Genomic DNA, 12,924 nt, shown 5'->3' with positions numbered 1-12,924 from the left:
CTCCCGTGGGCGGTCCCGGCCCGGGGCCGCCCACGGGTGCGAGGACGGGGGATCGGCGTGGGATGCAGAATGGGGGTATGACACAGCCGATGAACGAACGGTCGCACGAGGGCCAGCAGGTCCTGGTCGTCGGCCCGGACGGAATGGCCCTCGGCCGCGCCGCCCACACGGGCGGGGACGGCGACGCCGACGAGGAGTCGCGCGAGATCCCCGTGACGGAGATGGTCGAGCAGCCCGCGAAGGTCATGCGGATCGGCAGCATGATCAAGCAGCTCCTGGAGGAGGTCAAGTCCGCTCCCCTGGACGAGGCGAGCCGGGCCCGGCTCAAGGAGATCCACGCCAGCTCCGTCAAGGAGTTGGAGGACGGACTGGCGCCCGAGCTGATCGAGGAACTGGAGCGGATCTCGCTGCCGTTCACCGACGACGCCGTCCCCTCGGAGGCCGAGCTGCGCATCGCGCAGGCCCAGCTCGTGGGCTGGCTGGAGGGGCTGTTCCACGGCATCCAGACGGCGCTGTTCGCCCAGCAGATGGCGGCGCGCGCCCAGCTCGAGCAGATGCGCCGGGCGCTCCCCTCGGGCGTGATGCCCGACGACAAGGACGCCGAGGGCCGCGGCCACACCCGCTCGGGCCCCTACCTCTGACTGCCGTTACCTCTGATTGCCGTTGCCTCCGACCGCCGTCGACCACCTCTGACACCGACGCCCCCCTCCGACGTCCGCTCCCCGCGTCCTCGGACGTCGGAGCGGCACAAGCGCATCGACGCCACAGGGCCCGGCACGCGATCCGCGTGCCGGGCCCTGTGCGTGGGCCGCGCCCCAAGGAGCCGTCAGGACGGGTTGCCCGTGGAGACGGTCAGGGTGATCTTGTCCTTCTCGGGGTCGAAGGCCTCGTACGGCTGCGGGGACTGTTCGAGGACGGTGTTCTTGCCGTACAGGTTCTCGTCCTCGTACTCGACGTCGTCCAGGTACCAGCCCGCCTCGCGGATGCAGGTCTTCACCGAGGTCAGGTTCTTGTAGGTGAGGTCGGGCATGCTCGTCTTGCCCTTCTCGAAGATGCTCTCCGAGGCCTCCGTGCACTTGCCGGCGTCGATGGTCTTCGTCTTGTCCTCGCCCTTGAAGCCACCGTCGTCGGCGTCGTCGTCGGTGTCGCCGTTGCCGTCGTCGCCGGTGTTCTGCCCGTTGGTGCCGCCACCGTCGTTCCCACCGCTGTCGCCGCCGGTGGTGCCCGCGGGCAGCTCCGTCGTCTGGACGGGGCCGGGGGAGTCGTTCGTCCGAGGCTCCCCCTTGCCGTCCCCGCCGTTGAGCGTTATCGCGATGATCACGGCCGAGACGGCGACGATCACGGCGACGGCCGAGCCGACGAGCACCCCGGTGCTCTTCCGGCCGCCGGCGGGCGAGGGGTGCGGCGCGTTGTACGGCGGCGGGGTGGGAGCGCCGCCCTGGGGCCCGTACGGACCGGGCGCCGAGTAGGCCGGGGTGGGCGGCGGCGTGGACGGCCCGTAGGTGCCGTGGGCGGCGGCCGGGTAGGGCTGGTAGGGCTGCTGCACGCCGCCGTGCGGGGGCGGGGTGCCGGTGGTGTCCACCGGCGGGAAGACGGACTGGGCGACCGCCGCGCCGCTCTGCACCGGGCCGCCGCCGACGATCGTCGGGGTGGTGCCCGAGGACGCCACCGCGCCGCGGACGCGCTCGCACTCCTGGCGCATCGCCTCGGCGGTCGGGAACCGCTCGTTGGGGTTCTTCCGCAGCGCCCTGGCTATCAGCGCGTCCACCGCCGGCGGCAGCGCCCGGTTGATCGAGGAGGGGACGGGCGGCTCCTCCTGGACGTGCGCGTACGCGATGGCCAGCGGCGAGTCGGCGTCGAAGGGGAGCCGCCCGGTGAGCAGCTCGAAGAGCATGACGCCCACCGAGTACAGGTCGGAGCGGGCGTCCACGCCGCGCCCCAGGGCCTGCTCGGGGGAGAGGTACTGCGGGGTGCCGACGACCATGCCGGTCTGGGTCATCGAGGTGACGCCGGACTGCATGGCGCGGGCGATGCCGAAGTCCATCACCTTGACCACGCCGCGCCGGTTCAGCATCACGTTGCCCGGCTTGATGTCCCGGTGCACCAGGCCCATCTCGTGGCTGACCTCGAGCGCGGCGAGCACGTCGGCGGCGATCTTCAGCGCCTTGTCGCTCGGCATCGCGCCGAGCCGCGCCACGTCCTGGTCGAGCACCGAGCGCAGCGGCTCGCCCTCGACGTACTCCATGACGATGTACGGCACCAGCGCGCCGTCGATCTCGTCCTCGCCGGAGTCGAAGACCGAGACGATGTTGGTGTGCGTGAGCTTGGCCACCGATTGGGCCTCGCGCCGGAAGCGCTCGCGGAAGGACGCCTCGCGGCCCAGCTCGGTGTGGAGGGTCTTCACCGCGACCTGTCGGTCGAGCACGGAGTCGTAGGCGAGGTGCACCGAGGCCATGCCGCCCTGGCCGAGCAGGTCCCGGAGCTGGTAGCGCCCACCGCCGACAGTGCGGCCCTGGTAACCACCGGCCTGTGCGCCGTCGTAGCTCATCTGCCTGCTTCCCCCTCGGCGCCGCAGGGCTGCCGTTGTGGCCCGCGCGTGTACGGTTGCTCTCTGCTGGTGCTCTGGTGTGCTCTTGTGTCGTCCGTGGGTGCCCCGGAATCGTCGACGGGGGCACCCGACCATCGGCAAGTCTGCCCCAGCGGTCGGACACGTCAAGCTGCTTGCCCGTTCCGTGACACGATGCGCGCATACGCGTCACGCCGCGTTTCCCGGTGCGTCCGACATCGTAACTTGCCAGTTCGCGGCCCGACCGGGTTGGATGGTCGGTCACTGCCCACCGCTCTCCGCACCATCCACCGCGCCGCTCTCTTCGCTCCGACCGAGGGGCACGGCCCCCGGACCCTGTTAGCGTGCACTGAGGAGCAGAGCGTACGGATCCGCACTCACGCGGACCTGATCTACGGCGAGGATTGATGGCACAGACACAAGCCGCCGGAGGGCCTTCGGAGCCCGACGAGACCGCTGGCGGAGTGTCCGGATCGCCCGATTCGTCAGAGTTCTGGCCCAATGGCGGCATGGTGGGCGACGGACGGTACCGCATCACCCGCCGCCTCGGCCGCGGTGGCATGGCGGAGGTCTTCGCCGCCGAGGACGTGCGCCTGGGCCGGACGGTGGCCGTCAAGCTGATGCGCTCCGACCTCGCCGAGGATCCGGTGGCCAAGGCGCGCTTCACCCGCGAGGCGCAGTCCGTCGCCGGACTCAACCACCACGCGGTGGTGGCCGTCTACGACTCCGGCGAGGACATGGTCGACGGCAACGCGGTGCCGTACATCGTGATGGAGCTGGTCGAGGGCCGCACCATCCGCGACCTGCTGGTGAACGCCGACGCCCCGCCGCCCGAGCAGGCGCTGATCATCGTCTCCGGGGTGCTGGAGGCGCTCGCCTACAGCCACCAGCACGGCATCGTGCACCGCGACATCAAGCCCGCCAACGTCATCATCACCGACAACGGCGCCGTGAAGGTGATGGACTTCGGCATCGCCCGCGCCCTGCACGGCGCGTCCACCACCATGACCCAGACCGGCATGGTCATGGGCACCCCGCAGTACCTCTCCCCCGAGCAGGCGCTGGGCAAGACGGTGGACGCCCGCTCCGACCTCTACGCGACGGGCTGCCTGCTCTACGAACTCCTCGCGCTGCGCCCGCCGTTCGTCGGCGAGACGCCGCTCTCGGTGGTCTACCAGCACGTCCAGGACGAGCCGGTGCCGCCGTCGGAGGTCTCCGACGCGGTGCCGCCGGAGCTGGACGGCCTGGTGATGCGCGCCCTGGCCAAAGACCCGGACGACCGCTTCCAGACCGCCGAGGAGATGCGCGGCCTGGTGCAGTACGCGCTGCGCATGCTCCAGGAGCAGGGCGGACACACCGGCGGCCTGTGGAACACCGGCATGGTGGTCTCCACCGGCGCCACGCCCGCCATGGGCACCCCCGCCGCGTACGGGCAGGGCGGTGACGCCTACGCCGGCGCCACGGACGCCACCCGGGTCGGCCCGCCGCTGCTGATGGGCAACCCCACCGGCGGCGGCCCGTACGACAACGGCGGCGCCTACGACGGGAACGGCGGCTACGACGGCGGGCGCGGCGGCGGCAGTGGCCTGAAGTACGCGCTGATCGCCTTCTTCGCCGTCCTCGCCGTCGGCGCGGGCATCTTCTTCGCCATCGAGGGCAGCGGGGACGACAAGGAGCCGAAGACCCCGAGCAAGACCTCCAGCGCGCCCACGGACGAGGAGACCTCCCCGGAGCCGACCGAGGAGGAGCCGACCGAGGAGCCCCTGCCGAACGACCCCGGTACCGGAGGCTCGGGCGGCTGGTCGGACACCGGCGGGCCCACCGACATCCCCAGCGACCTCCAGCCCACCGAGACGCCCTCGCCGACCGACCAGCCCACCGAACCCATCGGCGGCGGCCAGAACGGCGGCCAGAACGGCGGCACCGGGGAGCAGGACGGTGGCGCCGACATCGGCGGCAACCCGGGCGGGGAGCAGGGCGGCGCCGACGTCGGCGGCAACCAGGGCGGCAACCCGGGCGGCAACCCGCCGGGCGGAGCCGACGCGGGCGGCGCCGGGGAACCGCAGATCGGCGGGAACGACGGGAACCCGACCGGCGGCTGATCCGGGGAAGGGCCCCAATATCACGCCCCGGCCCCCCTTGCACACCGTGACGGGTGTGTCGCCGCAGGTGACCTACGATGCGGCTCGTGCAGTCTCGTGATCTTCCCGGCACCACCCTCACCACGCTGGTGCGCCGCTACGGCGCCGGGGAGCCGCTCTCCTGCGAGCCGGTGGCCCAGGGACTGTTGAACCGGGGCTACCGGCTGACGACCACCCGCGGCCGGTTCTTCCTCAAGCACCACCTCGACGACGACCCCGAGGCCCCGGACCGCATCGAGCACCAGCACCGCGTCACCGCGCGCCTCGGCGACCTCGGCCTCCCGGTCGTCCCGCCCGTCCAGGACGCCTCCGGCCGGACGGTCGCCGTCGTCGGGGGCGGCTGCTACGCCCTCCACCCCTGGGTGGACGGCCGGCACCGCGACGGCGGCGAGCTCTCCCCGGCCCAGTCCCGCCGGCTGGGCACGCTGCTCGGCCGGGTGCACGTCGGACTGGACCGGGTCGTACCCGCGCCCCGAGCCGAACGCACCGCCCACACCAGCGCCGACCCCGAGGACACCTTCGCCCTCATCGACACGCTGCTCGCCCGGGTCCGGACCCGTCGCCGGCGCGACTGCTTCGACGAACTGGCCGAACACCGGCTGCGCGAGCGCCGCGCGTTGCTGCGCCGCCACGCCCACCGCCGTCCGCCGGCCGGCGCGGAGCCGGTCGCCGGGTGGGTGCACGGCGACTTCCACCCCCTGAACCTGCTCTACCGGAACCGGGAGCCCTGCGAGCCCGTCGCGATCGTGGACTGGGACCGGCTGGCCGTCCAGCCGCGCGCGGAGGAGGCCGTCCGGGCCGCCGCCATCTTCTTCCTGCGGCCGGGGGGCTCCCTGGACCTGGCCAAGATCCGCGCCTACGCCCGCGCCTACCGCGCCGCCGCCGGGGTCGGCGCGGACGAGATGGCCGCGGCCGTACACCGGGTGTGGTGGGAACGGCTCAACGACTTCTGGATGCTGCGCTGGCGGTACCAGCTCCGGGACCGCCGGACCGACCCGCAGTTCCCGGCGACCGCCGCGCTGGTGGTGTGGTGGACCGACCGCTACCCGGCGGTCCGGGACGCCTTCTGCACATGACGGTCGGTGACGTCTCCGCCGGCGGCCGGCCCGCCGCGCCCGTCGCCCGCGGTCGGGTCCCTCACCGGGCCCACCATGTCGAACCGCCACCAACCGGGCGTCACTCTCGCGCGACTCTTCCCGTGTCCCTCCCTCCGGGATACCGTGCCCCTGTCCCGGCGCTCGCGAGCCTGTGACCAGTGGTGTTCCGAGACTTTCGCGATTTACTTGGAAATCCAAGGAAAATTGCAGGTCAGGGGCCCTTCGCACACATGCGGAGGTACTGGGTAACGTGCTGACTGCGGGCCGTCGAACGGACACCTGTCACCGCTCGGTTCCGTCCGCGCCGCACCCAACCCCGTGGGGCCGTACGGAATCGGGCGAGCCTCTCCCCACCACCGGTGGGGAAACCCCAGGCTCCCCGGCGACCCCGGGGGCCGGACAGACGGAGGAGCACACGTGACCGTGGAGAGCACTGCCGCGCGCAGCAAGCCGCGCCGCAGCAGCGGAAAGCGCACCACGACGAGCGGCACCAGGAAACGCTCGCAGGCCGCCGCGCGTCCCGAGCTCGTACAACTGCTGACGCCGGAGGGCGAGCGGGTCGAGCACCCGGACTACTCGGTGGACCTCACCCCGGACGAGCTGCGCGGCCTGTACCGCGACATGGTCCTCACCCGCCGCTTCGACGCCGAGGCCACGGCGCTCCAGCGTCAGGGCGAACTGGGCCTGTGGGCCTCGCTGCTGGGCCAGGAGGCGGCCCAGATCGGCTCCGGGCGGGCGCTGCGGGACGACGACTACGTCTTCCCCACCTACCGCGAGCACGGTGTGGCCTGGTGCCGCGGGGTGGACCCGACCAACCTGCTGGGGATGTTCCGCGGCGTGAACAACGGCGGCTGGGACCCCTACAGCAACAACTTCCACCTCTACACCATCGTGATCGGCTCCCAGGCGCTGCACGCCACCGGTTACGCGATGGGCGTCGCCAAGGACGGCGCGGACAGCGCGGTGGTCGCCTACTTCGGCGACGGCGCGTCCAGCCAGGGCGACGTCGCCGAGGCGTTCACCTTCTCCGCGGTCTACAACGCCCCGGTCGTGTTCTTCTGTCAGAACAACCAGTGGGCGATCTCCGAGCCCACCGAGCGCCAGTCGAGGGTGCCGATCTACCAGCGCGCCGCCGGCTTCGGCTTCCCCGGCGTCCGCGTGGACGGCAACGACGTGCTGGCCGTGCTGGCCGTCACCCGGGCCGCGCTGGAGCACGCCCGCTCCGGCCAGGGCCCGATGCTGGTCGAGGCGTTCACCTACCGGATGGGCGCCCACACCACCTCCGACGACCCCACCCGCTACCGCAAGGACGCCGAGCGCGAGGCGTGGGAGGCCAAGGACCCCATCCTGCGGATGCGCACCTACCTGGAGAAGGAGGGCCTGATCGACGCCGACTGGCTCTCCGGGCTCGACGAGGAGAGCGACGCGCTGGCACAGCGGGTCCGCGAGGCCATCCGGACCATGCCGGACCCGGACACCATGGCCATCTTCGAGAACGTCTACGCCGACGGGCACGCGCTGGTGGACGAGGAGCGCGCCCGGTTCGCCGAGTACCTGGCGTCCTTCGCCGACGAGGAGGGCCGCTGAGATGGCCGCGACCACGACCGCCAAGACCCTGCCCATGGCCAAGGCTCTCAACGAGTCGCTGCGCAAGGCCCTGGAGACCGACCCCAAGGTCCTGATCATGGGAGAGGACGTCGGCAAGCTCGGCGGCGTCTTCCGCATCACCGACGGACTGCAGAAGGACTTCGGCGAGGGGCGGGTCATCGACACCCCGCTGGCCGAGTCCGGCATCATCGGCACCGCGATCGGCCTGGCCCTGCGGGGCTACCGGCCGGTGGCGGAGATCCAGTTCGACGGGTTCGTCTTCCCCGCCTACGACCAGATCGTCACCCAGCTCGCCAAGATGCACGCCCGTGCGCTGGGTAAGGTCAAGCTGCCGGTCGTCATCCGCATCCCCTACGGCGGCGGCATCGGCGCGGTGGAGCACCACAGCGAGTCGCCCGAGGCCCTGTTCGCGCACGTGGCCGGCCTCAAGTGCGTCTCGCCGTCCAACCCCTCGGACGCCTACTGGATGCTCCAGCAGGCGATCGCCTCCGACGACCCGGTGATCTTCTTCGAGCCCAAGCGCCGCTACTGGGACAAGGGCGAGGTCGACACCGAGGCCATCCCCGGCCCGCTGCACAAGGCCGCCGTCGTCCGCGAGGGCACCGACCTGACCCTGGTCGCCTACGGACCGATGGTGAAGACCTGCCTGGAGGCGGCAGCCGCCGCCGAGGAGGAGGGGAAGTCGCTGGAGGTCGTGGACCTGCGGTCGATCTCCCCCCTCGACTTCGACACCGTCCAGACCTCGGTGGAGAAGACGGGCCGGCTGGTGGTGGTGCACGAGGCGCCGGTGTTCTTCGGCTCGGGCGCGGAACTGGCCGCCCGCGTCACCGAGCGGTGCTTCTACCACCTGGAGGCGCCGGTGCTGCGCGTCGGCGGCTTCCACGCCCCGTACCCCCCGGCCAGGCTGGAGGAGGAGTACCTGCCCAACCTGGACCGGGTGCTCGAAGCGGTCGACCGCGCGCTGGCGTACTGAGAACAGGGCTGAGGAGAGTCGTGACGATGACTGATACGGCTACCGCCGGGGCCGCGGCCCAGCGCGTCCGCGAGTTCAAGATGCCGGACGTGGGCGAGGGGCTGACCGAGGCCGAGATCCTCAAGTGGTACGTCAAGCCCGGGGACTCGGTGACCGACGGGCAGGTGGTGTGCGAGGTCGAGACGGCCAAGGCCGCCGTCGAGCTGCCCATCCCGTTCACCGGCGTGGTCCACGAGCTGCGCTTCGACGAGGGCACCACGGTGGACGTCGGCACGCCGATCATCACGGTGGACACCGACCCCGCCGCCGGGCCCGTCGGCCCGGACCGGGGCGCGCCCGCGGCGCCCGCCGCCGAACCCGCTCCCGCGCCGCCCGCCGGGGACGAGGCGGAGGGCGGCGCCGAGGAGGGCAAGCGCCAACCGGTGCTGGTGGGCTACGGAGTGGCCACCGGGTCGACGAAGCGGCGTCCGCGCAAGCAGGCCGCCGCGCAGGCGCAGGCCGCGCAGTCCGCCGTCCAGGCGGAGCTGAACGGCACCTCCACACCCGTCGTGGAGGCGCCCGCGGTACCGGTCGCCGACGAGCCGTCCGCGAAGCGTCCACTGGCCAAGCCGCCGGTGCGCAAGCTCGCCAAGGACCTGGGCATCGACCTGGCCACGGTCGTCCCCACCGGCGAGGGCGGGATCATCACCCGCGAGGACGTGCGCGCCGCCGCGGCGGCGGCGTCCGCGCCCGCCGCCGAGCCGACCCCGACCCCGGCCCCGCGGGCCGAGGCCCCGGCGCCGGCTCCGGTCTCCTCGACCGGGGAGCGCGAGCGGCGGGTGCCGATCAAGGGTGTGCGCAAGGCGACGGCCCAGGCGATGGTCACCAGCGCCTTCACCGCGCCGCACGTCACGGAGTTCGTCACCGTCGACGTCACCCGCACCATGAAGCTGGTCCGGGAGCTCAAGGAGGACCCGGAGCTGGCGGGCCTGCGGGTCAACCCGCTGCTGCTGGTGGCCAAGGCGTTCCTGACGGCGATCCGCCGCAACCCGGAGATCAACGCCGCCTGGGACGAGGAGAACCAGGAGATCGTCCACAAGGAGTACGTGAACCTGGGCATCGCCGCGGCCACTCCGCGCGGTCTGATCGTGCCGAACATCAAGGACGCGCACGCCAAGACCCTGCCGGAGCTGGCCCGGGCCCTGGGCGAGCTGGTGGCCACCGCCAAGGAGGGCAGAACGTCCCCGGCCGACATGGCCGGTGGCACGGTCACCATCACCAACGTCGGCGTCTTCGGCGTCGACACCGGCACCCCGATACTCAACCCCGGGGAGTCGGCGATCCTCGCCTTCGGCCAGGTCAAGCTCCAGCCGTGGGTCCACAAGGGCAAGGTCAAGCCGCGTCAGGTCACCACCCTGGCGCTCTCCTTCGACCACCGGCTGGTCGACGGCGAGCTGGGCTCCAAGGTGCTGGCCGACACCGCGGCCGTCCTGGAGAACCCCAGGCGCCTGATCACCTGGAACTGACCCGTCCGGAGACGGTTCGCGGGGCCCGGCGCACGACACCGTGCGCCGGGCCCTCCCGCGTTCGGTACGGGATCAGCCCAGGGGGTGCCGGACCCAGACGTTCGGCTCGACGTACACCGCGTGGTCCTGTTCGGGGAAGCAGCGCACCGGGGCCAGGGCGCCCGGCACCTCGACCGGACCGGGGGCGTCGAAGGGCAGCCCCGTCCAGGCCCGCCACTCGGCGAGCGAGCCGCCGACAGTCATCGAGGCCGGCGCGACGCGCTCCACGGTGCCTCCCACGCGGACGTGGGTGCGCAGCCACGGATCGTGGGGGAGCCCGTCGGCACGGGTGCGGAAGGCGTACTCGGCCATGGGGGTGTGGGGCTCCAGGTGTTTGGCGGTGGGACGGACGGGCGCCACCAGCGTGGTGAACCCCCGGGCCCGCGCGTTGTCGCGCAGGGCGGCCAGCAGCCTCGTCGACAGTCCGCGCCCCAGGTGGTCGGCGGAGACGGTCACCTCGATCGCGCTCACGGTGTCCGGGGAGCGGCCCCCCGCCAGGTCGGCGAAGGCCCACAGCAGCACCCGGTCCCAGCCCCGGTCCGGCAGGGTGCCCCGGCCGTCGACATCCAGGGCGAAGGGGACGCCGAAGGCGCGGGCCACCAACCGTCCCGAGGCGTCCGTGGCGACCAGCACGTATTCGGGGAAGGACGTCACGATCCGCAGGTAGCACGAGGAGCCGACCGGATCCTCCAGCACGAACGCGGGCCAGGTGTCCGGCATCCGCCACAACTCGTCCCGGAGTTCGGGGCGTTCGGCCAGCGTGGTGATCGTCAGGTCCATCCGGCGAGGCTATGCGCGGGACGCTCCCGCGCCCAAGCGCTTTTCCGACGTCCGTTCGGCACCCGTTCGGCACCCGCGCCGCCTCGGCGTCCTCCCCGCGCGCTTTCCGGATGGCGGAACGGCCGAGAGGACGCATACCTGTTGTATCTATGATGCGCGCATGTCCTCCGTACCGCCCACAGCCGCCGTCAAGCCACCGCCCGCTGCCGAGCGCGTCTACGCGCACGTCAAGCAGGCCGTCCTGGAACGCCACTACGAGGGGGGCTCCCTCCTCACCGAGGGCGAGCTGGCCGGTGCGGTCGGGGTCTCCCGCACCCCCGTGCGGGAGGCGCTGCTGCGGCTGGAGGCCGAGGGGCTGATCAGGCTCTACCCGAAGAAGGGCGCGCTCGTCCTGCCCGTCTCCGTGCAGGAGATCGGCGACGTCGTCGAGACCCGGCTGCTGGTCGAGGAGCACGCCGTCCGCAAGGTCCTCCCCGCCCCGAGCGACCTGCTCGACCGGCTCGCCGAACTCCTGGAGCGGCAGCGACGGCAGGCCGAGACCGGCGACCTGGCCGCGATGGCCGTCACCGACCGCTGCTTCCACGCCACCATCGTCGAGGCGGCCGGGAACCAGATCCTGGCCCGCCTCTACGACCAGCTCCGCGACCGCCAACTGCGCATGGGCGTCGCCGTGATGCACTCCCACCCCGACCGGATCGCCAAGAACATCACCGAGCACACCGAGATCCACCGGGCCCTGTGCACCGGTGACGCCGAGGCGGTCGCCGCGGCGGTGCGCGGCCACGTGGGTTCCGTACGGCACCTGCTGCGCGGTGAGGTCCGGTGAGCCGGGAGAGGAACGGAGAGGGCGGGAAGGACGAGAGGCGGGCCACCGCCGCCCCGCGCGGCACCGCCGAGACCCTGCTGGGCGGCCCCAGAGCCGTCTTCGTCTGGGGCATCGGGGTCGCCGTCTACTTCACCGCCGTCACCTACCGCACCAGCCTGGGCGTCGCGGGCATCGACGCGGCCGAGCGCTTCGACATCAACGCCTCCGCGCTGTCGACCTTCTCGATCCTCCAGCTCCTGGTCTATGCCGGGATGCAGATACCCGTCGGCCTGTTGGTGGACCGGTGGGGCACCAAGAAGGTCCTCACCCTGGGCATCGTGCTCTTCACCGTCGGCCAGTTCGCCTTCGCGCTCTCCGGGTCGTACGCCGTGGCGCTCGTCGCCCGCGCCCTGCTCGGCTGCGGTGACGCGATGACGTTCATCAGCGTGCTGCGGTTGGGCTCGCGCTGGTTCCCGCCCCGCTACGGTCCGCTGGTGGCGCAGGGGGCGGCGCTGTTCGGAATGGCGGGCAACCTGGTCACCACCCTGGTCCTGGCCCGGATTCTGGCCTCCTTCGGCTGGACGCCCACCTTCGCGGGCAGCGCCCTGCTCGGCGTCGTGGTGCTGGTGTTGGTCCTGCTCTTCCTCAAGGACCAGCCCGAGGGCCCGGAGCCGGCCCCCGAACCCACCCACCACTCCGGCGGGTACGTGCGCCGCCAGATCGCCGCCGCCTGGCGGGAGCCGGGCACCCGACTGGGCATGTGGGTGCACTTCACCACCCAGTTCCCGGGCATGGTCTTCCTGCTGCTGTGGGGGCTGCCGTTCCTGGTCGAGGCGCAGGGCCGCACCAGGGCCGAGGCCGGCACCCTGCTGACCGCGGTGGTCCTGTCCAACATGGTGATCGGCCTGGTCTACGGCCAGGTCATCGCCCGGCAGCACCGGGCGCGGGCGCCGCTGGCGCTGGGCACGGTGCTGGCCACCGCCGCCGTCTGGGCGATGGTGCTCCTCTGGCCGGGGCACGCGCCGATGTGGGCGCTGGTGGTGCTGTGCCTGGTGCTCGGGGCCTGTGGGCCGGGCTCGATGATCGGCTTCGACTTCGCCCGTCCCGCCAACCCGCCCGAGCGGCAGGGCACGGCGTCGGGGATCGTCAACATCGGCGGCTTCACCGCCTCCATGACCACACTGCTGGCCGTGGGCGTGCTCCTCGACGCGACCGGCGACGACTACCGGATCGCGTTCGCGTCCGTCTTCGTCCTCCAGGCGGTGGGCACCGTCCAGATCCTCCGGCTGCGTGGCAAGGCGCACCGCCGCGAGCGTGAACGGGTGGTGGCCAGCCGCGTCGAGGCGGTGCACGTGCCGGTCTGACGCCCGCGCCTCCCGCCCGGGGCGGCGCCTTCGGGGACGCCCTGCG

General features: G+C 72.4%; 10 protein-coding genes. 8 read left to right on the top strand and 2 right to left on the bottom strand.

Translation table 11 applies throughout. From position 1 onward, the window contains the following. The first annotated feature begins 77 nt into the window (after nt 1-77). Nucleotides 78-641: a bacterial proteasome activator family protein gene (locus tag IF47_RS0114125; protein WP_031509107.1), complete on the top strand. Its 564-nt coding sequence runs from the start codon at nt 78-80 to the stop codon at nt 639-641. Between the two features lie 185 nt (nt 642-826). Here IF47_RS0114125 and IF47_RS0114120 read toward each other — a convergent pair whose 3' ends face one another. After that, entirely contained in the window at nt 827-2,548 is a 1,722-nt protein-coding gene (locus tag IF47_RS0114120; RefSeq protein WP_031509106.1) for a protein kinase domain-containing protein, read from the bottom strand. A 425-nt stretch (nt 2,549-2,973) separates the two neighbouring features. Here IF47_RS0114120 and IF47_RS0114115 point away from each other — a divergent pair, with 425 nt between their 5' ends. The 5 genes from IF47_RS0114115 (at nt 2,974) to IF47_RS0114095 (ending at nt 9,890) form a co-directional block, all read left to right on the top strand. Next, nucleotides 2,974-4,668: a protein kinase domain-containing protein gene (locus IF47_RS0114115; protein WP_031509105.1), complete on the top strand. Its 1,695-nt coding sequence runs from the start codon at nt 2,974-2,976 to the stop codon at nt 4,666-4,668. A gap of 86 nt (nt 4,669-4,754) precedes the next feature. Beyond that, nucleotides 4,755-5,783 (top strand): phosphotransferase, encoded by a 1,029-nt coding sequence (locus IF47_RS0114110; RefSeq protein WP_245641111.1) that lies wholly within the window; start codon nt 4,755-4,757, stop codon nt 5,781-5,783. A gap of 438 nt (nt 5,784-6,221) precedes the next feature. Continuing rightward, nucleotides 6,222-7,391: a pyruvate dehydrogenase (acetyl-transferring) E1 component subunit alpha gene (gene pdhA / locus IF47_RS0114105; protein ID WP_031509103.1), complete on the top strand. Its 1,170-nt coding sequence runs from the start codon at nt 6,222-6,224 to the stop codon at nt 7,389-7,391. Between the two features lies 1 nt (nt 7,392). Continuing rightward, nucleotides 7,393-8,385 carry an alpha-ketoacid dehydrogenase subunit beta gene (locus IF47_RS0114100; RefSeq protein WP_031509102.1) on the top strand — a complete coding sequence of 331 codons (993 nt, stop codon included), beginning with the start codon at nt 7,393-7,395 and terminating at the stop codon, nt 8,383-8,385. A gap of 26 nt (nt 8,386-8,411) precedes the next feature. Next, nucleotides 8,412-9,890 (top strand): dihydrolipoamide acetyltransferase family protein, encoded by a 1,479-nt coding sequence (locus IF47_RS0114095; RefSeq protein ID WP_031509101.1) that lies wholly within the window; start codon nt 8,412-8,414, stop codon nt 9,888-9,890. A 72-nt stretch (nt 9,891-9,962) separates the two neighbouring features. On the opposite strand, the gene IF47_RS0114090 is transcribed toward IF47_RS0114095, so the two are convergent. Further along, on the bottom strand, nt 9,963-10,709 hold the full coding sequence (locus IF47_RS0114090; protein WP_031509100.1) for a GNAT family N-acetyltransferase: 747 nt from the start codon (nt 10,707-10,709) through the stop codon (nt 9,963-9,965). 160 nt (nt 10,710-10,869) lie between these two features. On the opposite strand from IF47_RS0114090, the gene IF47_RS0114085 reads away from it, so the two are divergent. Next, nucleotides 10,870-11,535, top strand: coding sequence for a GntR family transcriptional regulator (locus IF47_RS0114085; RefSeq protein WP_031509099.1), 666 nt, complete (start codon nt 10,870-10,872; stop codon nt 11,533-11,535). 74 nt (nt 11,536-11,609) lie between these two features. Next, nucleotides 11,610-12,878, top strand: a complete 1,269-nt coding sequence (locus IF47_RS0114080; RefSeq protein WP_031509098.1) for an MFS transporter — start codon at nt 11,610-11,612, stop codon at nt 12,876-12,878. Nucleotides 12,879-12,924 lie beyond the last annotated feature (46 nt).

Source organism: Streptomyces megasporus (assembly GCF_000718985.1).
In the GTDB taxonomy this organism is placed as follows: domain Bacteria; phylum Actinomycetota; class Actinomycetes; order Streptomycetales; family Streptomycetaceae; genus Streptomyces; species Streptomyces megasporus.
The sequence above is the reverse complement of the archived record's forward strand: the minus strand, read 5'-3'. Positions and strand labels throughout refer to the sequence as shown.

What these genes read in the sequence shown, in the direction of transcription:
- IF47_RS0114100 (WP_031509102.1), top strand. Translation starts at nt 7,393, where the DNA reads ATGGCCGCGACCACGACCGCCAAGACCCTGCCCATGGCCAAGGCTCTC.
- IF47_RS0114125 (WP_031509107.1), top strand. Translation starts at nt 78, where the DNA reads ATGACACAGCCGATGAACGAACGGTCGCACGAGGGCCAGCAGGTCCTG.
- IF47_RS0114095 (WP_031509101.1), top strand. Translation starts at nt 8,412, where the DNA reads ATGACTGATACGGCTACCGCCGGGGCCGCGGCCCAGCGCGTCCGCGAG.
- IF47_RS0114120 (WP_031509106.1), bottom strand. Translation starts at nt 2,548, where the DNA reads ATGAGCTACGACGGCGCACAGGCCGGTGGTTACCAGGGCCGCACTGTC.
- IF47_RS0114115 (WP_031509105.1), top strand. Translation starts at nt 2,974, where the DNA reads ATGGCACAGACACAAGCCGCCGGAGGGCCTTCGGAGCCCGACGAGACC.
- IF47_RS0114085 (WP_031509099.1), top strand. Translation starts at nt 10,870, where the DNA reads ATGTCCTCCGTACCGCCCACAGCCGCCGTCAAGCCACCGCCCGCTGCC.
- IF47_RS0114090 (WP_031509100.1), bottom strand. Translation starts at nt 10,709, where the DNA reads ATGGACCTGACGATCACCACGCTGGCCGAACGCCCCGAACTCCGGGAC.